The following is a 19,620-nucleotide window of genomic DNA, read 5'->3' as shown; positions in this document are numbered from 1 at the left end:
CGATTCCCAGCTGAGATAAGACTATCCGTTCCCCTGAGCCGTTAGGCTTGCCACCATGGCGTTTGGGGGAGCGGGCAGTCAGGGAACTGCGCTTTGGGTGGCAGCAATTGGGTTCGTAGCGGTGGTCGCGTACGCGGTGATAGGTGCCGTGCAGATCCTTGTCTGGAATCCCTTGGAGGCTGTCCCGGGAATGTCATTGGCTGAGATTTATTCCACCGTTGATCGGGCCAAAGAGTCGTTGGCGATTCCACTGGTGCTCGTGTGGAGCGCTATCGGCATCGCTTTGGGTGCCGCGGTTCTGGTCGCAGCGTTGAGGAGGCCGATCGGTGTGAGAACCGTTCTGGCACTGGTGCTGCTTGTTCTAATTCTGGGGGCGCCCAGCCATTTGATGGCGTCCTTTCCGGCGGGCATGGGACTGGCGGACACCTTTGCGATCTCGGGTGGTGACTACTCGCCGTGGGGCCGATTGCTGTACGGGGTGAGCGCTCTTTCCCTGATCTCGCTCGCGACGCTCACCTTTCGAAGGCCTGGCCTGCGGCGGAAGTCTGCGTGATGCTTTTCTCGTAAGGCGGGTTCTAGGAAGGCGTAGCAGGAACGTCGGTGGTGACTGCGGCGTCCGGGCTGCGGCGACCACCCTGCTGGGCCGCGGTCCCCGCCAGCACAACCAACGCGATCCCCACTAACTGCATGAGTGTGGGTGCTTGAGCCAGTACCAGCAACCCGATCAGCACGCCGAAGGCCGGCTCGATGGAAAGCAACGTGCCGAAAGCCGTGTGGGTCATCCGCCGCAGCGCAAGCATCTCCAGACCGAAGGCAATCACGGGCGTGACCAGGGCGATGCCGGCCGCCGCGGGGAGGACCCACCATTCGAAATGGTGCCCAAGGACTTGCGGCAGTCCCACGGGCAGGGTGGCCAGGGCTGCGACGGGAATGGTGAGCGACAAGCCGCTGATCCCGGAAAAGCGGTCGCCAACGTGTTGTGTCAGGACGTTGTACAGACCCCAGCAGACACCGGCGGCCAGGGCGAAGCCGACGCCGGCGAAGTCGATCGAGGCCGCCCAAGGCTCCGTGAGCAGCACTACGCCGATGAGGGCGAGGAACGGCCAGACCAGCGCCCTACGGTTCCTGCTCATCAACCCGGCCACTGTGAGGGGTCCCAGGAACTCGATGGCGACGGCGGTCCCCAGCGGGATGCGTTCGACGGCGGCGAGGAAGAATGTGGTCATGAAACCGGTCACCACGCCGAGTGCGATCAACGCCGGCAGGTCGCGCCGGCGCAGGGAACGGATTGCCGGACGGCTGATGATCCATAAGAACACCACCCCGAAGCACATGCGCAGCCAAGCTGTTCCTGCTGGGCCAACCTGGCCGATTACGGCAACAGAGAGTGCGTTGGAAAACTGAATGGCCAGCATTGCCGCAACTGCACTAGGAAGCTAGTTGATGATCTCCCCGGCCTCGTCCCCCAAAAGCACCGCCAGCCGCTCCCGCCACATCTGCAGTGCCTCCGGGGTCAACCGTGTCCAGTCGTGGATTTCCGCAACCACTTTGAGTGGCGAGCTGCTGCGGTAGGAACGGGTTGGGTTTCCGGGGAACTTCTTGTCCGTAACGTTCGGATCATTCTCGAACGGTCCGGTCGGTTCCACGAGGTAAACATGTGGCTCGCCGGGTTCCAAGGCCAGTTCGACGGCGATCTCCGCAGCAAGTCCGGCACCGTCACGCAAGGCGGTGAAATAGATGTGGTTCATCACGACGTCGGGACGATAGTTGGACCGGTAGCCCGCCGAAAGGATGTCGCCCGCCTTAAGCTCGGCTTTCGTGCCGTGATAGAACGGACCCTCGTCCAGCGTTTCAGTCATGGGTCCAGCCTAGGCAGACTACGCGCGCAGCGCCCCAAAACCCGCAATCAGTGCTTCCAGGCCCAGGCTGAACGCAACATCCGTGGGCCGTTCGTGCCCCTCCGAGGCCAGTCGGTCCACGGCGGAGGTGAAGTTCGGGACCTGGTCGGAGAGGTTACCGGCGTCGAAAATGTCTTCCGGCGCGGTGACGTCGTAGGCGGCCCCGAACACAAAGGCCTCGAGGGCCACGATTGCGGAGATGATCCGTTCCTCGGGGAAGCCGGCATCGCGGAAGCCCGCGGTCACGGCCTCATACATGGCCAGGGTCTTGGGGGCGTTGGCAACGGGAAGTACGGCAATGACGGGAATCAGGGGAGTGTGCTCGGAGAATACGTCCCGGTAAGACCATGCCCAGCGCCGGACCGCGACGTCCCACGGTTCTACGCCAAAAGCTGACACGTCCACCATTGCCGCGAGATGGTCCTCTAGCAGGAGCAGCACGTCGTCCTTGGAGGAGACGTGGTTGTACAGCGCTGACGGGGCCACCCCCAGCGATCGGGCCAACGCCGCCATGGTGAGCCCGTCGTAACCCTTGGTGCTGATCAACCCGAGTGCCGCCGTCGTGATTCCGCCCTGGTCCAGGACCGCCGCGGTTGGTCGCCCGGCACGCCGCCTGGAGGTGGTGGAGGGGGCTGGTGAGGGTGCGGGCATCGGAAGCCTTTCTGCTGCCTGTGTCCCCAGCATTATTCCATCGGGTCTTCACAGCCGCAGACTTTCGGGCTACTCTGGATATAAATGAATGACATTCATTTATTGGTCAGCCACCAACGGACGGCCACGGAGAGGACATCATGCAGAATCTTGATCGCGACGTTGTGATCGTCGGTGCCGGGCCGTCAGGGTTGACGGCGGCACGCGAACTGAAGAAGGCCGGACTCAGCGTCGCAGTGCTTGAAGCGCGCGACCGCGTGGGCGGCCGGACCTGGACCGACACCATCGACGGCGCCATGCTGGAGATCGGCGGCCAGTGGGTTTCCCCGGACCAGACCGCCCTCATGGCCCTGCTGGACGAGCTCGGCCTGAAAATGTACTCGCGCTACCGCGAAGGCGAGTCCGTCTACATCGGCGCAGACGGCAAGCCCACCCGCTACACCGGCGACACCTTCCCGGTCAGCGAAACCACCAAAGCCGAAATGGACAAGCTTGTAGCCATCCTTGACGGGCTCGCTGCGGAAATCGGCCCCACCGAACCCTGGGCACACCCCAAGGCGCGCGAACTGGACACTATTTCCTTCCATCACTGGCTCCGTCAGAACTCGAACAATGAAGAAGCCTGCAACAACATTGGCCTCTTCATCGCCGGCGGTATGCTCACCAAACCCGCCCACGCATTCTCCGCGCTGCAGGCCATCCTCATGGCGGCCTCTGCCGGCTCCTTCACGCACCTCACGGACGAGGACTTCATCCTGGACAAGCGCGTGATCGGCGGCATGCAGCAGGTCTCGCTGCTGCAGGCAGCTGAGCTGGGCTCGGACGTCGTCCTTAACAGCCCGGTGCGCACCATCAACTGGGAAGGCAACAACGTCACCGTTGTTTCCGACGGCGCAACCGTCAACGCCCGCTATGTGATCATGGCCGTTCCGCCGAACCTGTACTCGCGCGTGTCCTTCAACCCGCCGCTGCCGCGCCGCCAGCACCAGATGCACCAGCACCAGTCGCTGGGCCTGGTGATCAAGGTCCACGCCGTCTACGAGACACCGTTCTGGCGTGAAGATGGACTCTCCGGCACGGGCTTCGGCGCCGGTGCGCTGGTCCAGGAGGTCTACGACAACACCAACCACGGCGACTCCCGCGGCACGCTGGTGGGCTTCGTGTCCGACGAAAAGGCCGACGCCGTGTTCGAGCTCAGCGCCGAAGACCGCAAGAAGGCCATCCTGGAATCCATCGCCGGTTTCCTGGGTGACAAGGCCCTGACTCCCGAGGTGTACTACGAGTCCGATTGGGGCTCCGAGGAATGGACCCGCGGCGCCTACGCCTCCAGCTACGACCTTGGCGGCCTGCACCGTTACGGCAAGGACCAGCACGCCAACGTCGGCCCCATCTACTGGTCCTCGTCCGACCTTGCCGCCGAGGGTTACCAGCACGTCGATGGCGCAGTCCGCATGGGCCAGGCAACGGCCGCGCGCATCGTCGAGGCCAACAAGCTGGCTTCGGTAGCCGTCTAGCCGCAGAATCAAGCAACCGGCAGTCCGGGGGAAGTGCCGTCCCCGGACTGCCGGCAGCACTGTTTAAGTATCGAAAGGGCAACCATGCGCTACGTCGTCGGTTACACCGCCAACGCGAGGGGTCGTGACGCCGTCCACCTCGCCATTGCGCTGGCCCGCGGCCAGGACGCCAGCCTGGATCTGGTCCTGGTGGTTCCGGAGGATTCCCCGTTCAACGCGGTCTACCCACCGGAGCCCGGGTACGATTCGATCCTCAACGAGCAGGCAAAGCAGTGGCTCGACGAAGGCCTGGCCTTGGTTCCGGACGACGTCACTGCCCGGGCGCACATCCGCCGGGGCGATTCGGAAGCGCAGACGCTGATCGATGCAGCCTTGGAGTTCGACGCCGTCGCCCTGGTTATCGGAGCTACCAACAATGGGCTTTTCAAGCGCTTCACCATCGGCTCGGTAGCGAGTTCGCTCCTGCATTCCGCACCGCTTCCCGTTGCTTTGGCGCCGCACGGCTATCACCGCACGGACGGCATCACCCGGCTCAGCTGCGGATTTGGTACCAGGCCGGGCGCCGACGAACTGCTCGACGTCGCCGTGGAGTCTGCGGCGGACCGTCACCTTCCGCTGCGGCTCGTCTCCCTGTTGGCGCTCGACGGCGGTAACTCGCCTGGGCTCGCCGACGCCGCCTGGGTGCATGCCGCCGACCGTCTTGCCGCCGTCGGGGGTTCTGCGTCCGATTCCGGGACCGAGCCCGAAATCGTCGTCGCACAAGGCCGCACCATCGAAGAAGCGGTGGACCGGCTCGAGTGGGAAGACGGCGAAATCCTTCTCATCGGCTCCAGCCGCCTGGCGCAACACCGCGCCACCTTCCTGGGCACCACCGCAAACCGCATACTGCGTGCCCTGCCAGTACCAATGATCGTGGTTCCCCGCGACTACACGCGACAGCGCTCCTAGCATCCGTCGCCTGAGAGGCAATTCCATGTCAACTGCACCAAAGACGGTCCAGTCGAAAGATTCGGCCCTGAGTGAGAAGGGGCTGAAAGCCGGATCGGTGGGCCTCATCGGCGCCGTCGTGATTGGCGTTTCCTGCATTGCACCCGCGTACACCCTGACCGCAGCACTCGGCCCGACCGTCTCGGAGGTGGGCGTCCACCTGCCTGCGATCTTCCTGGTGGGCTTCATCCCGATGTTGCTTGTGGCGCTCGGCTACCGCGAACTCAACAACGCAATGCCCGACGCCGGTACCTCCTTTACGTGGGCCACGCGCGCCTTTGGTCCGTGGATCGGTTGGATGGGTGGCTGGGGGCTCATCGCCGCCACGATCATTGTGCTTTCCAACCTCGCCGCGGTTGCTGTGGACTTCTTCTACCTGATGCTGGGCCAGGTGTTCAGCAATCCGTCACTGGCTGAGCTGAGCAAGATCCTTCCTTTGAACATCGCCACGACGCTGGTGTTCATCGCGGCGGCCTGCTGGATTTCCTATCGCGGCATGGAAACCACCAAGGGCGTGCAGTATGTGCTGGTGGCGTTCCAACTGCTGGTTCTCGGCTGGTTCGCGATCTCGGCCTTCGCGCACGTGGCCAACGGAACGGCCTTCGATGCCACAGCCATTTCGCCAGACTGGTTCAATCCGTTCGCCGTGGACTCCTTCACCACTTTCACGGCCGGAGTTTCTCTCTCGATCTTCATCTACTGGGGCTGGGACGTCACCCTGACCATGAATGAGGAAACGAAGAATCCGGAGAAGACGCCCGGCCGCGCAGCAACCGTGACCGTGCTGGTCATCGTGGTCATCTACATGACCGTTGCCCTGGCCACGCTTTCCTTCGCGGGTGTTGGCGATACCGGTCTCGGTGCAGGAAATCCGGAGAATCAGTCGAGCATCTTCGCCGTGCTGGCCGGTCCGGTGATGGGCCCGTTCGCCATTTTGATGTCTTTGGCGATCCTGAGCAGTTCGGCGGCTTCGCTGCAGTCGACGTTCGTATCTCCCGCCCGGACGCTGTTGGCGATGGGCCACTACAAGGCCATATCGCCTCGTTTCGGCCGTATCAGCCCCACCTTCAAGTCGCCCAGCACCGCTACGATCGCCGCGGCCATTGCAGCTGCGGGCTTCTACGTGATCACCCGGACCGTCTCTGAGAACGCCCTGTGGGACACCATCACTGCTTTGGGCATGATGATCTGTTTCTACTACGGCATCACAGCGCTGGCTTGTGTCTGGTACTTCCGGGCTTCCGCCTTCAGCAGTGTGCGTTCGTTCTTCTTCAAGTTCCTGGCACCTCTGCTGGGCGGGGTGATCCTGCTGGTCATGTTCGTGAAGACCGCGATTGACTCCCTTGATCCGGCCTACGGCTCGGGCTCCTCTGTTGGCGGCATTGGCTTGGTGTTCATCCTGGGCATGGGCGTGATCCTGCTGGGTGTTGTGGTCATGCTGGTGATGTACCGGGTGCGTCCTGAGTTCTTCAGGAACTTCTCCCGTACCGGCGCTTCCCGAAGCTAGACCCGCGTTGTTGGGCCGGCTCTGCGCCCTAAAACTACGCGATGGGGCGCTGGGCGGGCCTCACAGTGTGGCATGGGGGACGCCGGCGGCACGCTCGGCCTCGGTAAGGGCTTGGGCAAGGCGCTCGACGGCGGCACGGTAGTCGGTGCCTGCGGTCACCTTGCAATATTCCGCCTCGCGCATGGCTTTGGTGAGGGTCGCCGTTTCTGTTACCCGCACGTCCGTCATGGCGGGGTAGTCGATGGTCTGGCCGGGGTCCAATTCGTACCTTCGCCATTGAGCCAGAATGACTTCGTGGTGTGCGGCGTCATCGGCAAAACCTGCACGGCGCCACGGCTCGGCGGCGTGCACGCGCTCGACTTTCCGGGCGGCTGCCAAGGTTCCTGCCGCCGTCGTTCCTGCCAGTGCCACCATCACCAGTCCGGCGGGTGCCCACTGCACGGACGGGACCACGATGGCCGGCGCGATCACCGCGAGTCCGGCAAACAGGTCCCAAAAGATCGTGTCCGGTTCTGGTCCCAGACCGTGCGTGAGCTTGCGATGCAGGACGAACGTCGTGGCCGCTGTCGCGAGGATCAGGGCCAAACCCCACATGAGCATCGGAGTACCTCCCGGACGCAAAAGGCTGTGTTTTCAGTATGCGTTCCGGCGGGGAGTTTGGTACAGGGCGATTTCAACATCCCGGACTGGGCTTCTAAATCGGGTAGCCAACTCTCGGTACACTCGTGTCAGCGGGCAAAAGCCTGCCGCCTAGTAAATAACGAAGGACCCGAGTGCAATCGGGTCCTTCGTTCAGCGCGAGGCGCTCTTTGGTGCGATGACAAGGGGTATATCCTTGCAAACCACACCACAAGGGTATGCCCCTGCGCGCATTCTGTGCAAGCAGGCTGTGCGGTCGCACCCTGTCCTGTGGGAGGGGGTGCACCATGTCTCGACGACAGCAACGTCCCGAGCCTTGGGGCCGCCTGAACCTGCTGGTCAACATCGCACGCTTTGCGTGGGACGTTGTCCGCACGTTCTGGCGCATGGAACCCTAACGGGTTGGCGACGGCTGCGGGATTGTTCCGTGGCCGTCGCCGCATGCGTGCACGTTTTGGCTGTCGGTGCTGCGGCGTAGCCTAGGGCCATGAGACTGAAAATGTGCAGTATCCACGTCAAAGACCCGGCTACGGCCCACACGTTCTACACGGAGACGCTCGGCTTCGACACCCTCATGGCCATGCCCGAGGCGAACCTGTTCATCATCAAGGACCCGGGTGCGGGAGACGGCGTTCCAGGCCTGTTGCTGGAACCCAGCGATAACCCCATCGGTGCCAACTACATGAATGCAGTGTACGAAGCCGGGATGCCGGCCGTTGTCCTCGGCGTGCCTGACGTGCGGGCCGAGTATGAGCGGCTTCTGGCCGCCGGCGTGACTTTCAAGGGCGAACCTACGGAGGATCCCTCGGGTGTCACTGCCGTTTTCGACGACGGCTGTGGCAACTTTGTGATGCTCCACCAGGACTAGTAAAGAGCTGTGGCCGGGACGTTTCGGCCCCGGCCACAGCCTTTGGTTTAGGAGTTGCGCTTGGTTCCCTTGGGAGCTTCGCGCTTGGCAGCGGCGTTCTCCCTGGCTTCCTTGGTGGCAGCCTTCTTGCGGGCCTCTTCCTTGACCCTCAAGGTCTCGGCGCGCACAGCAGCGTGGGTGGCGCGCTCAACCACCAGCCACTGCGGGGGAGCTTGCAGCAGCTCGGCGATTTCCGCCGTCGTGAGTGGCTCGGTGACGCCCCCGCGGGTGAGGCCGCTGATGGAGATGTTGAGCTTCTGGGCCACAACCGGCCGCGGGTGCGGGCCGTTGCGGCGCAGTTCGGCGAGCCACTCGGGCGGGTTGGCCTGGAGTTCGGCGTATTCGTCGCGCGTGACGGGTGAGTCCTGGAACTCCTGCGGTGCAGCGGGCAAGTAGATACCGAGTTTCTTGGCAGCTGTTGCCGGCTTCATGGTCTGGGAGTTCTTGGGAGTCATGCTTCAAGGGTATCCGGCCCGGTACTGTGAGTGTGTGCCAGACGCTGAAGAGTCCCCCGAAACACCCGAGCTCCGCTTCGCCTACGTGGCGGGCGTTACGCCCGGAAAGTGGATCCGTCGGTGGGAAGAGCGGATGCCGGATGTTCCGTTGCACGCTTTCATGTCCGACGACGAATCGCAGCTTTCGGTGCTGCGTGACGGCTCCGCGGACCTCAGTTTTGTGCGGCTGCCCGTGGATCGCGAAGGCTTGCACGTCATCCCGCTGTACGAGGAACAGCAGGCCGTGGTGGCGCCGAAAGGGCATGAAATCTCGGTCTTCGAAGAGGTGGCCTTCGAGGATGTGTCCGAGGAAAACTTCCTGGATGTAGCCGGGATGGGTGGCCCGGACATGGCACTGCAGGTGGTGGCCTCCGGAGCGGGCTTGGTCATTATGCCCATGCCTGTGGCCAGGCACCTGAACAACAAGCAGACCGTGAGCCGGAGGCTGTCAGGTGTTCCCGGTACGCAGATCGGCCTCGCGTGGCTTGCGGGCAATGACAGTCCCGTGATCGAGGAGTTCATTGGGATTGTGCGTGGGCGTACCGCGCAGAGTTCGCGTCAGCCGTCGGCGCAGCAAGAGAAACCTAAGAAGACTCCGAAGCCGGACCGCAGAGGGACTTCGTCTGCCGGAAAGAAACCTGCGGTTTCGCAGCGCTACGCGCCCAATCCAGACAAGGGTCGAGGCCGGGGATCCCGCAAGAAGGGGAAGCGCTGACCTACCCTCGGTTATTCACCGTGGATCGTGGACTGTTGTTGCTCTGAGCGGTTGAGGTAGGCCAGCAAGAGGTCGCCGGCCTTTTCCAGCTCGCCATTCTCCAAAGCGGAACAGATCTGCTCGTTTTCCGAGAGCCAGTCGACGTAGAAGTGTGCGTTGACCGTGGCCTTATGGAAGTAGAGGCGCATCTCGGCGAGGACCTGCCGCATGATCGTGTTGAGCCGGCTGCTCTCAGCCAAGGCGACGATCGAGCCGTGGAAGTGCTGGTTGGCGCTGCCCAGGCCGTCGTTGTCATTGGCGGCAGCGGCCTTCTTTCCCTCCTCGACGGCGGCCCTGACGGCGGCAATGCGCTCCGGTGAGCCGCCCGCGCGGATCGAGCTGACTTCAATGGCGCGGCGAACCGTATACACATCATGGATGTCGCCCGCTTCAAGCGTTGCTACGTAAACGCCGCGATTGGGTTGCCGGATCAGGAGGCGTTCACTGGCCAGTTCGGCGAAAGCCTCTCGGACGGTGTTGCGGGAGACGCCCAGATCCTCAGCGATGGTGGCCTCGGTGAGTTTGGCCCCGGGAACAAGGAATCCTTCGGCCAGTTGGTAGCGGAGTTCTTCGGCCACCCGCTCCGCCACTGAGGGGACCCGCATGCGCACGCGTGCGCGGGCAGTGTCGAAGCCAGCTTGTTCGCTTGCTTGCTGCTCTGCACTGGCCATAACACCAAAATTACACGATTGCCGAAAACTGGGATCGCTGGATTGTTGAACAATCCCACAACTTGGTGCATCCTTGATGTAACGCACATCACGAGGCAGGGATCACAGCATGGCAATCATTGACCTGAACAGCGACGTCGGAGAGTCTTTCGGCCGCTGGACCCTGGGCGACGATGCCGCCATGTTCGAATCGGTGTCCAGTGCCAACGTTGCGTGCGGATTCCACGCCGGCGACCCCAGCGTCATCCGTGCCACCAGCGAAAAGGCGGCGAGGGCCGGCGTCGTAATCGGCGCCCATGTCGGGTATCGCGACCTTGCCGGGTTTGGGCGCCGTTTCCTGGACATCGACCCCAAGGAACTTGCGGACGATGTGGTTTACCAAATTGGTGCGCTCCAGGCCCTGGCGGCCGTATCGGGTGCCCGGGTGCAATACGTGAAGCCACACGGCGGGCTCTACAACGCAATCGTGAAGCACACGGCCCAAGCTCGCGCCGTAGTGGAAGCCGTGAAGTCGGTTGACCCCAACCTTCCGATCCTCGGACTCCCCGGCTCGGAGGTCCTGCGCTTGGCTGAAGAAGCCGGCCTGCGGGCGGTTTCGGAAGCCTTCGCTGACCGCGCGTACAACCCCGACGGCACCTTGGTTTCCCGTTCCCAGCCAGGAGCTGTCCTTCACGATCCCGCCGACGTTGCCCAGCACGTCCTGCGCATGGCAACGGAACAAACCGTCAAGGCAATTGACGGTTCCACCCTCACCATCCGCGCAGAAAGCATCTGCGTGCACGGAGATTCACCGGGTGCCGTCGCCATGGCCACCGCAGTGAAGTCCGCCCTCAGCGATGCCGGTGTCACCATCGGCTCGTTCATCTAGCCAACAGGCCAAGCAGTACCCCTCATCCCCTCCGGAGGAAACCATGACCAGCACCAACAAGGCAGCCAAGGCCGTGACAAGGAAGCCACCGGCCGGCGCCCTCAAGGCATATATCGCCAGCCTCACCGGAACGTCGCTTGAGTACTACGACTTCGCGATCTATTCGGTCGCGTCGGCACTCGTGTTCCCGAAGATCTTCTTCCCCTCGAACGACGAATTCGTTGCCCTCCTGCTTTCCTTCTCGGCGTTCGCCGTCGGGTACTTGGCCCGTCCCATCGGCGGAGTGATCTTCGGCCGCCTGGGCGACAAGATCGGGCGCAAGTACGTTCTCGTCTTCACGCTGGTCCTGATTGGCGTTGCTACGGTTCTCATCGGTGCGCTGCCCGACTATTCCGTGATTGGAGTCGCCGCACCCACCATCCTGGTCCTCCTGCGCCTTGCCCAAGGCATTGGAGTGGGCGGCGAGTGGGGTGGCGCCGTGCTGCTGTCCAGCGAATTCGGTGACCCCAACAAGCGCGGCTTCTGGTCTTCCGCTGCACAGATCGGCCCACCCGCCGGCAACCTCATGGCCAACGGAGTCCTCGCGGTCCTGGCTGCTTCCCTCAGTGAAGAGGCTTTCCTGTCCTGGGGCTGGCGCGTAGCGTTCCTGGCCTCCGCACTTCTGGTGGTCTTCGGCCTGCTGATCCGGCTGAAGCTCGAAGAAACACCCGTGTTCAAAGCCATCCAGGCCCACGGCGAACGTCCCAAGGCCCCCATCAAGGAAGTCTTCACGCAGCAGCCCAAGGCACTGGTGTCAGCCGCCCTGTCCCGTGTTTGCCCGGACGTCCTCTACGCACTCTTCACCGTGTTCGTTGCTGTCTACGCCACCAAGGAATTGGGCATGACCACCGGAAACGTCCTGGCCGCAATCCTCATCGGTTCGGCCTTCCAGCTATTCCTCATTCCAGCGGCCGGGGCCCTTACCGACCGCATCAACCGCCGCCTGGTCTATGGCGTAACGGCCGCGGCGACTGCCATCTTCATCCCGATCTTCTTCCTTATGATCCAGGGCAAGTCCGTGGTGATGCTGACCGTCGGCGTCGTGATCGGTCTGGCACTGCATGCCTTCATGTACGGCCCGCAGGCCGCGTTCATCACTGAGCAGTTCCCGGCCCGTCTCCGCTACGCGGGTAGCTCCCTGGCCTACACCTTGGCCGGTGTGATCGGCGGTGCCGTGGCTCCCATTATCTTTACGGCCCTCTACGGTGCAGCCAACCACGGCTGGTACCTCATTGCCGGCTACCTTCTGCTGGCAGCGGTTGTCACCATCGTGGGCATGCTCATGGGACGCGACCCGAAGCCGGAGGAAGAAGCCCATCTCCTGGAGGGTTCGCACGCCTGACCGGCCGGCGAAGTGAATGATGGAAACCGTGATGGAAACCGTAACCACCAAGAAGGTCCGATCCGTGAGGCCCGTGGGCACGCGAGCAGTCCTCGCCGAATTGGACGGACTCCCGGATGTGCTCGCCCTGCAGGCCATGCTGAACACGTCCCCCCTCCCGGGGCAGGTTGACGTACTGGCCGCCGCAGAGACAGTCATGGTGGTGGGCGAGTCAGCGTCCGCAACCCGGGCCATTGGGGAGCGGCTGCTGGAGCTGGAACTCACCACGCCGGAGGATACGGATTCCCGGCTGGTGGTCATCGATACCGTTTACGACGGCGAAGACCTCGCCGATGTCGCGGAACTCACCGGCCTGAGCGTGGATGGCGTGATAGCTGCCCACACCGGCCAGATCTGGACCGTCGCCTTTGCCGGCTTCGCACCCGGCTTTGGCTACATGGTTGGGGAAAACCAGTCGTTGACCGTTCCGCGCCGGGCCTCACCACGTACCGCCGTCCCTGCCGGCTCCGTGGCCTTGGGCGGGCAGTACTCGGCCGTCTATCCGCGGCGTTCCCCTGGAGGCTGGCAGCTGATCGGTCGCACAGGTGCCCGGATGTGGGATTTGGACCGCGCCCAACCGGCGCTGGTTCGGCCTGGCGACAGGGTCCAATACCGTGCTGTCCGTGAAGTGGTCACTGCCTCCTCGCATGACTCCGAGTCCGATGCTGAACACCACGCGGCTGCCGGTCTGAGGATCCTCAGCCCCGGAGCACAGAGCCTTATCGAGGACCTCGGCCGCCGAGGCTACGGCCCCCTGGGTGTGTCCGCCGCCGGTGCACTGGATCGCGCGTCGTTCCGCCGCGCCAACCGGCTTGTGGGCAACGCCTCTTCAGCTGCGGCCATCGAATCCGTGGGCGGCGGACTCACCGTCGAGGCCGTAGGAGACCAGGTGATTGCCGTGACCGGTGCGCCTGCAACGCTGACTGTCCAATCGCCGTCGTGGGCTGATGCAGACGGGCCCGACGCCGGCAGGCCGCCGGATGCGACGCGAACCATACCGATGGCCACGCCTTTCGCGCTGCTCGACGGTGAAGTGCTCACACTGGGCGCGCCCGCGACCGGGTTCAGAAACTATTTGGCCCTCCGCGGAGGGATCGATGCGCCCACGGTCCTCGGCAGCCGATCAGCGGACACCATGTCCGGGATTGGACCCGCACCCCTCGCGCCCAAGCAAATACTGCCCCTGGGAACAGAGACGGTCTCCACCGCAGTTGGCAGCCCCGAGCTCCAGCCTGAATTTCCCGGCCACGGCGTCACCGTACTGGATGTGGTCCCAGGCCCGCGCGCCGATTGGTTCGATCAGGCCGCCCTTGAATCCCTGACCGGCCAGGAATGGTTGGTCACGCCACAGTCGAACCGGGTGGGAATGCGGCTTGACGGCACACCACTCGAACGCCTCCGCGAAGGTGAGCTTCCCAGCGAGGGCACCATGGCGGGTGCCCTTCAGATTCCGCCCGCCGGGCTGCCCGTCCTGTTCCTGGCAGACCACCCCATCACCGGTGGGTACCCCGTGATCGGCGTTGTGCGGGATGAACACCTGGACATCGCCGCGCAGGTCCCCATCGGCGGACGGATCCGCTTCCGGTTCGTCCCCGGTTCCCCAGACTTCACCCCGATCCCAGAAAAGTGAGTACTTGATGCGCAAGGTCCTGATTGCGAACCGAGGCGAGATCGCCGTCCGCGTCGCCCGAGCCTGCGATGATGCCGGAATCTCCTCGGTAGCCGTTTACGCAGACATCGACGCGGACGCCATGCACGTGGCAGTTGCCGACGAAGCCTTCAGCCTGGGTGGAAACAGCCCGGCTGACACCTACTTGAACATCGGCAAACTGCTCGACGTCGCTTCCCGTTCCGGCGCGGATGCCGTCCACCCGGGGTACGGATTCCTTTCCGAGAATGCGGACTTCGCCCAGGCCGTGCTCGACGCCGGACTTGAGTGGATCGGTCCGTCGCCGGAGTCGATCCGCCGGTTGGGCAATAAAATCACGGCTCGTGAGATCGCCGTGCGGGCCGGTGCCCCGCTTGTGGCCGGCAGTGCCGGACCCGTGGAGTCTTCGGCCGAAGCCCGGTCCTTCGCTGAGGAGCACGGGCTGCCCATTGCCATCAAAGCGGCCTTCGGCGGCGGCGGACGCGGTCTCAAGGTAGTCCGTGAACTGGCCGAGGTGGAGGAAGCTTTCGACTCCGCAGTCCGCGAAGCCGTGGTGGCGTTCGGGCGGGGAGAGTGCTTTGTTGAGCAGTACCTGGACCGTCCCCGTCACGTGGAAGCCCAAGTCATTGCGGACAAACAGGGCAACGTCATTGTGGTCGGAACCCGGGACTGCTCGTTGCAGCGTCGCCACCAAAAACTTGTGGAGGAAGCCCCTGCACCGTTCCTCAGCGAATCCCAACGGCAGCAGATCTACGACGGCGCAAAGGCGATCGTTCGTGAGGCCGGGTATTACGGTGCCGGCACCGTGGAATTCCTTGTCTCAGCCAACGGGGCCGTGGCCTTCCTTGAGGTGAACACCCGACTGCAGGTGGAGCACCCCATCACCGAGGAAACGGCTGGCGTGGATCTTGTGCAGGAGCAGTTCCGGATCGCCGCCGGGCTACCCCTGAGCATCACTGGGGATCCAGTGGCTCGCGGACACTCGTTCGAGTTCCGCATCAACGCCGAGGACGTTGGCCGTGGCTTCCTGCCGTCACCCGGCACAGTTGCTTCGCTTGTGGCACCCACCGGTCCCGGCATCCGCTTGGATTCGGGTGTCCGGGCAGGCTCTATCGTGGCTCCGCAGTTCGACTCCCTGCTCGCCAAATTGGTCGTGACTGGGGCGGACCGCCAGCAGGCCCTGCGTCGAGCTCGCCGGGCCCTGGCGGAAATGAACGTTACCGGGCTGGCCACGGTCCTGCCGTTCCACCGGGCGGTCCTGGAATCGGAGGACTTCACGTCTTTGGAAGGGCTGCGCATTCATACTCGCTGGATCGAGACGGACTTCGCGGACCAGATCCCTGTTGACCCGGATTACAGTGCCGTAGCTGCCGGAGGCGAACGGCGGACCATCACCGTGGACGTTGATGGCAAGCGGCTGGCTGTGGGTCTTCCGGCTGATCTGCTTGACGGTTGGGCACGGTCGGGGCAAGGGCTGCCTCCTGTGGCCGGGTTGACCGATACGCCGGGTTCTGTTGTGGACGGTGTGACATCCCCTGCCGAGTCGGCCCTGGTTGCGGCTATGTCCGGCACCGTGGTCAAGTGGCTCGTCGAACCTGGAGCCGAGGTTGCCGCAGGGGATCCCCTGGTGGTGCTCGAAGCCATGAAGATGGAAACCCAGGTCCCTGCGCACCGGGCGGGAAAGCTCACGGAAGTGCTGTCAGCACCCGGGGGAGTAGTAACCACCGGTGCGGTCTTGGCTCACATCGAGTAGCACTTCAACGTAATCCAGTCGCCGCAACCCGCGGGTGCCGAGCAGCGCAGGGCGACGGGTGGACGTCTGCGTTCCCTGGTTGCCCGGCAACGGAAGAGCGGGCAACCCGCGGGATGCCGCGAGCAGCGCAAGGCGACGGGACCGCCGTCGTGCGTTAGTTGCCTGCCGGGGTAGGAACGCCGAGGACGCTTTCCAGCAGCCCGTTCCGGAACTTGCCGGAGGGGTCGTTGGCGTGGACGAGTGCCCGGAAGTCCTCGAAACGCGGGTAGAGGGCGGCGAAGTTGTACAAGCCCGGCGTGAAAAGTTTGCCCCAGTGCGGCCGCGATCCGAAGGGTGCCAACGCCGACTCGAGTTCGGGCAGCACGGCCTCCACCTCGGCCTGGAGCGGCTTCCAGGTGAAGTGGAGCGCGACGCTTTGCTGCCGGTAGAAGGGGCTGAGCCAGAACTCGTCGGCGGCAATGGTGCGGATTTCCGAGATGAAGAGCAGGGGTGCCAGTTTGTCAGCCAGGGCCCTCACAGCGGTGAGCGCAGCGGGGGCGTCGCTCAGCGGAAGGATGAACTCGCTCTGCAACTCTTCGCCGTTGCTCGGGGTGAACTCGTGCCGGAAATGGGGGAGCCGGTCCAGCCACTTGCCAGGCTCATCGAGTTGGACGGTGCAGTTCTCGGCCGACATCCCCGGAAGCGGGTGCAGTGCCGTTGAGGCCGCCGTACCTCCGAAGAGGTCCGGCAGGGCGGGCTCTGAGTCCAAGGCTTTCAGCCAGACCTGTGGGATCGCATCACCCGTGTAGTCCGTGAAGAAACTGACGCTGTAGGCGCTGGATGCAATCTGCTTGAAGTTCGAGAGCGCAGTGTCCCAGGGCAGATCAGTGAGGACCCGCTGCCGCATGTCGTAGCTCGGGCGGATGGCCAATTCCAGGCCCGTCACTACGCCGAAGGCACCAAGTCCCACCACGCTGGCGAGGAATTCGTCGTCGTCCTGGGTGAGTGTCGCCAACTCTCCGGAGGGGCGCACCAAATCCACACCTACGACGGCGGCAGCCAGGGAGGGATTGTTGACCCCACTCCCATGGGTGCCGGTTTGGATGGCACCCGCGACGGAGATGTGGGGCAGGGAAGCGAGATTATGGATGGCGTAGCCGTGCTCTTCCAAGGCCCTGCACAGGGCGCCGTAGCTGATGCCGCCGCTCACTTTCACTGTGGTCTTGTCCGCCGAAAGGACGATGTCCTGGGGGAGGGCATCCAGCAGGATGTGGGTGCCGTCAGTATCGGCAACGCGGTTGAAGGAGTGACGCGAACCCAGCGCCTTGATCCGGGACGCGTCGGCCACCAGTTGCTGGACCTCTTGGACGGCGGTGGGGTGGTAGACATTCGCGGAGGAGTACTCGAGGTTCCCTGCCCAGTTCTTCATCGACTGATCTTCCCATGTGTGGATTTGGCTTGTTTTGATTGTTAGCGCTAACAACAACGCGCGTCAAGGGCCGTCCACGCTGGGACGGATAGAGTTCAAGAAATTCGTCCGTTGATCAGGAGCAGCACGTGAGCAAGGCATCCAAGCCCACCATCCGGGATGTGGCCACTGCCGCGAACGTTTCCTTGACCACGGTTTCCTATGTCCTTTCCGGCCGGCACGGCGGAACCACCCGGATCAGCCAGCCCACGCAAGAGCGGGTCCTCGCAGCCGTCAAGGATTTGGGCTACGTGCCCAACCAAGCTGCCCGCGGAATGCGCCGCGGAAAGACGGACGTAGTGGCTGTGGCTATTGGAAACCTTGACTGGCCATGGGACCGGGCTCTTGCCACCGCTGCTGCGAGGATCCTCCCGGAGCACGGCTTGCAGCCTGTGATTCTGCTCGGTGACGACTGGCGGAAGTTCGTCATGTCAGGTGGCGCGGATGGTGTCATCGTCGGATTCTTCCCGGAATCCAAGCAGGAGGATCCGACCATCAGCGAGCTTGCCCGTCGGGGTGTGGCGCAGGTGGTGATCTCTGGAACCCTGAAGCCGGATGGATTCGATGTCCTCGCACCCGAGCAGGACAGCGGCCTGCACGAGTGCATGGAGTTCCTGACCGCAGAACACCGCCGGATAGCCTGCATCCGTCGGGCCGAACCTGAAGGCCGCCCCAAGAGCCGCTTCGCCGCGTACGCTGCCGGACTGGCCAAAGCCGGGATTCCGGTGGACGAGTCCCTGGTGCGGACATCGCAGCACCGGCCGCCGATTGCCTACCAATCCGGGCTCGAGTTGCTCCAGTTGCCGGACCGGCCCACCGCCATTTTCTGTACTGACGACATGGAAGCCCTGCAGGCCATTCGCGCGGCCTACCGCCTGGGGCTGAGGGTCCCTGAGGACGTCCAGATTGTTGGAGTGGGCAATTCAACTGAGGGCCAAGACTTCGATCCACCCCTCACCACCGTTGGCCCGGATCCGATCTTCGAACAGGTTGTGCGCATGCTGCTGGACCGTTTGGCCGGGAAAGCCCCTGCCGAGGGTGTCCGCGTGGCGAGCCCTTGGAAGCTGCACCGCCGTGGAACCACGCTTGGCTAACCCTGGGTTGCACTGCGCCTGCCGTGTTGGGAGGCCTGTACCGCCACCACCCACTTTGACGGCCGCTATCTCCCACTTCGCGGGGTACTGCGGCGTGTCGCCGGAGTAGCTGGGCCAATGTGGGTCGTGGCGGCCCGCCCGGTCGACGCGGAGTTAGCCCCTCAGCGGGCGACGAGCCAGCCACGCGGCCACGATCGCCCCGGAAATGTTGTGCCACAGGGAGAACACCGCGGAAGGCAACGCCGCGAGAGCACTGAAGTGTGCCGTGGCGAGGGTCGCGGCCAGGCCTGAGTTCTGCATGCCAACCTCGAACGCCAGGGCGCGGCGTGCCTTGTCGTCCAAGCGGCCAAGTTTGCCGGCCAGATAGCCGAGGCCCAGTCCGAAACCGTTGTGCAGCACCACTGCCAGGAACACGATGCCGCCTGCCGCGACGATCTTGCTGGCGCTGCCGGCCACCACGATTGCAACAATCAGTGAAATCACGACGGCGGACGCCCACGGAAGTGCGGGAAGAACCTTCGCCACCAGCTTGGACAGGAACAGACGGGCCAAGAGGCCGGCGATGACGGGAAGCAGGACGGTCTTGACGATGTCCAGAACCATGGCGCCGGCGTCGATGTGGAGGAAGGATCCGGCCAGGAGCAGGGTGAGTGCCGGGGTAACCAGTGGTGCGATCAAGGTGGACACCGAAGCAACCGCAACGGACAGTGCCACATCACCCTTGGCCAGGAACGCCATGACGTTGGACGCGGTTCCGGACGGAGCGCATCCCACCAGGATCAGGCCCACCGCGAGCTCCGGTGGAAGCTGAAGCAGGACGGCGATGAGCCAACCGGCGCCGGGCATGATCACGTAGTGCGCAACGATTCCCAACGCCACAGCCCACGGCCGGCGAGCCACGGAGGCGAAGTCCGGCGGCGTCAGCGTGAGGCCCATGCAGAACATGATGACGCCCAGCAGGTACGGCACCGTCACGCCGAGTGGCTTGAACAGATCCGGAAGCAGGAAGCCAAGAACGCCGGCAACAACCACCAGGATCGGGAAGATAGTGACCGCGATGCGCGCGATCTTGGCCTCGGCGGCGAGGGCTGCGTTGGCTGGCGCGGTGGTTTCGGATGGAGAATTCGTTGCCTCAAGCATTCATCCATGCTCACATTTACCGCCCAACCGGCACGAGTTCATTACTTGCAGCGAGGCGTATATGTCAGACATCCGTCATCCCAGCCCAACTAGGGGACAGCACCTGCTCCACTGAGCCGTCAATAGAGCAAGACCTGTCCCCTAGACTCTTCTATGTCTGTCAAGGCGCGCTTGTTGTTGAGGCGTTGAGTGTGCGGTAGATGTGGCGGGCGAGGTAGCGCTTGATGC

The 19,620-nt window shown here is 63.7% G+C and carries 19 protein-coding genes; 11 read left to right on the top strand and 8 right to left on the bottom strand.

The window, feature by feature from the left end:
• The first annotated feature begins 97 nt into the window (after positions 1-97).
• Entirely contained in the window at positions 98-553 is a 456-nt protein-coding gene (locus ACIPV6_RS16275) for a hypothetical protein (protein WP_400271876.1), read from the top strand.
• Between the two features lie 22 nt (positions 554-575).
• On the opposite strand, the gene ACIPV6_RS16270 is transcribed toward ACIPV6_RS16275, so the two are convergent.
• From ACIPV6_RS16270 to ACIPV6_RS16260, 3 genes are read right to left on the bottom strand one after another with little or no spacing between them, the layout of a single operon-like run.
• The gene (locus tag ACIPV6_RS16270; RefSeq protein ID WP_400271875.1) at positions 576-1,415 is read right to left on the bottom strand and encodes an EamA family transporter; all 840 of its coding nucleotides are present in this window, start codon (positions 1,413-1,415) and stop codon (positions 576-578) included.
• Positions 1,416-1,436: 21 nt separating this feature from the next.
• The gene (gene arr / locus ACIPV6_RS16265; protein ID WP_400271874.1) at positions 1,437-1,859 is read right to left on the bottom strand and encodes an NAD(+)--rifampin ADP-ribosyltransferase; all 423 of its coding nucleotides are present in this window, start codon (positions 1,857-1,859) and stop codon (positions 1,437-1,439) included.
• A gap of 18 nt (positions 1,860-1,877) precedes the next feature.
• Positions 1,878-2,582 carry a TetR/AcrR family transcriptional regulator gene (locus ACIPV6_RS16260; RefSeq protein ID WP_400271873.1) on the bottom strand — a complete coding sequence of 235 codons (705 nt, stop codon included), beginning with the start codon at positions 2,580-2,582 and terminating at the stop codon, positions 1,878-1,880.
• Between the two features lie 107 nt (positions 2,583-2,689).
• Between ACIPV6_RS16260 and ACIPV6_RS16255 the strand changes: the two genes are divergently transcribed.
• The 3 genes from ACIPV6_RS16255 (at position 2,690) to ACIPV6_RS16245 (ending at position 6,557) form a co-directional block, all read left to right on the top strand.
• Positions 2,690-4,063 carry a flavin monoamine oxidase family protein gene (locus ACIPV6_RS16255; RefSeq protein ID WP_400271872.1) on the top strand — a complete coding sequence of 458 codons (1,374 nt, stop codon included), beginning with the start codon at positions 2,690-2,692 and terminating at the stop codon, positions 4,061-4,063.
• 84 nt (positions 4,064-4,147) lie between these two features.
• Positions 4,148-5,011: a universal stress protein gene (locus ACIPV6_RS16250; RefSeq protein WP_400271871.1), complete on the top strand. Its 864-nt coding sequence runs from the start codon at positions 4,148-4,150 to the stop codon at positions 5,009-5,011.
• 25 nt (positions 5,012-5,036) lie between these two features.
• The gene (locus ACIPV6_RS16245) at positions 5,037-6,557 is read left to right on the top strand and encodes an APC family permease (protein WP_400271870.1); all 1,521 of its coding nucleotides are present in this window, start codon (positions 5,037-5,039) and stop codon (positions 6,555-6,557) included.
• A gap of 60 nt (positions 6,558-6,617) precedes the next feature.
• Here the strand turns inward: ACIPV6_RS16245 and ACIPV6_RS16240 are convergent, their stop codons facing one another.
• Entirely contained in the window at positions 6,618-7,157 is a 540-nt protein-coding gene (locus ACIPV6_RS16240; protein ID WP_400271869.1) for a hypothetical protein, read from the bottom strand.
• Between the two features lie 526 nt (positions 7,158-7,683).
• Between ACIPV6_RS16240 and ACIPV6_RS16235 the strand changes: the two genes are divergently transcribed.
• On the top strand, positions 7,684-8,064 hold the full coding sequence (locus ACIPV6_RS16235; RefSeq protein WP_400271868.1) for a VOC family protein: 381 nt from the start codon (positions 7,684-7,686) through the stop codon (positions 8,062-8,064).
• 47 nt (positions 8,065-8,111) lie between these two features.
• Here ACIPV6_RS16235 and ACIPV6_RS16230 read toward each other — a convergent pair whose 3' ends face one another.
• On the bottom strand, positions 8,112-8,558 hold the full coding sequence (locus ACIPV6_RS16230; RefSeq protein ID WP_400271867.1) for a DUF5997 family protein: 447 nt from the start codon (positions 8,556-8,558) through the stop codon (positions 8,112-8,114).
• 34 nt (positions 8,559-8,592) lie between these two features.
• Between ACIPV6_RS16230 and ACIPV6_RS16225 the strand changes: the two genes are divergently transcribed.
• Positions 8,593-9,312 carry a LysR family transcriptional regulator substrate-binding protein gene (locus tag ACIPV6_RS16225; RefSeq protein WP_400271866.1) on the top strand — a complete coding sequence of 240 codons (720 nt, stop codon included), beginning with the start codon at positions 8,593-8,595 and terminating at the stop codon, positions 9,310-9,312.
• 11 nt (positions 9,313-9,323) lie between these two features.
• Here the strand turns inward: ACIPV6_RS16225 and ACIPV6_RS16220 are convergent, their stop codons facing one another.
• Positions 9,324-10,022: a GntR family transcriptional regulator gene (locus ACIPV6_RS16220; RefSeq protein ID WP_400271865.1), complete on the bottom strand. Its 699-nt coding sequence runs from the start codon at positions 10,020-10,022 to the stop codon at positions 9,324-9,326.
• Between the two features lie 109 nt (positions 10,023-10,131).
• On the opposite strand from ACIPV6_RS16220, the gene ACIPV6_RS16215 reads away from it, so the two are divergent.
• Genes ACIPV6_RS16215 through ACIPV6_RS16200 form a run of 4 tightly spaced genes read left to right on the top strand, consistent with a single transcriptional unit; the run spans position 10,132 to position 15,711 of the window.
• A complete protein-coding gene (locus ACIPV6_RS16215; RefSeq protein ID WP_400271864.1) occupies positions 10,132-10,890 on the top strand; it encodes a LamB/YcsF family protein in 759 nt (252 codons plus the stop codon).
• A gap of 43 nt (positions 10,891-10,933) precedes the next feature.
• Complete coding sequence (locus ACIPV6_RS16210) at positions 10,934-12,271, top strand: MFS transporter (RefSeq protein ID WP_400271863.1); 1,338 nt, start codon at positions 10,934-10,936, stop codon at positions 12,269-12,271.
• A 19-nt stretch (positions 12,272-12,290) separates the two neighbouring features.
• Complete coding sequence (locus tag ACIPV6_RS16205) at positions 12,291-13,940, top strand: 5-oxoprolinase/urea amidolyase family protein (RefSeq protein ID WP_400271990.1); 1,650 nt, start codon at positions 12,291-12,293, stop codon at positions 13,938-13,940.
• A gap of 7 nt (positions 13,941-13,947) precedes the next feature.
• The gene (locus tag ACIPV6_RS16200) at positions 13,948-15,711 is read left to right on the top strand and encodes an acetyl/propionyl/methylcrotonyl-CoA carboxylase subunit alpha (protein ID WP_400271989.1); all 1,764 of its coding nucleotides are present in this window, start codon (positions 13,948-13,950) and stop codon (positions 15,709-15,711) included.
• Positions 15,712-15,865: 154 nt separating this feature from the next.
• On the opposite strand, the gene ACIPV6_RS16195 is transcribed toward ACIPV6_RS16200, so the two are convergent.
• Positions 15,866-17,119 (bottom strand): D-arabinono-1,4-lactone oxidase, encoded by a 1,254-nt coding sequence (locus tag ACIPV6_RS16195; protein ID WP_400271862.1) that lies wholly within the window; start codon positions 17,117-17,119, stop codon positions 15,866-15,868.
• A 128-nt stretch (positions 17,120-17,247) separates the two neighbouring features.
• Between ACIPV6_RS16195 and ACIPV6_RS16190 the strand changes: the two genes are divergently transcribed.
• Positions 17,248-18,252 (top strand): LacI family DNA-binding transcriptional regulator, encoded by a 1,005-nt coding sequence (locus tag ACIPV6_RS16190; protein WP_400271861.1) that lies wholly within the window; start codon positions 17,248-17,250, stop codon positions 18,250-18,252.
• A gap of 153 nt (positions 18,253-18,405) precedes the next feature.
• On the opposite strand, the gene ACIPV6_RS16185 is transcribed toward ACIPV6_RS16190, so the two are convergent.
• Positions 18,406-19,392 (bottom strand): bile acid:sodium symporter family protein, encoded by a 987-nt coding sequence (locus tag ACIPV6_RS16185; RefSeq protein ID WP_400271860.1) that lies wholly within the window; start codon positions 19,390-19,392, stop codon positions 18,406-18,408.
• Positions 19,393-19,620: the final 228 nt, after the last annotated feature.

This window comes from Paenarthrobacter sp. NPDC089988 (genome assembly GCF_044748465.1).
GTDB lineage: Bacteria > Actinomycetota > Actinomycetes > Actinomycetales > Micrococcaceae > Arthrobacter.
Note: the sequence above shows the minus strand (reverse complement) of the source record. Positions and strands in the feature narration are given on the sequence as shown.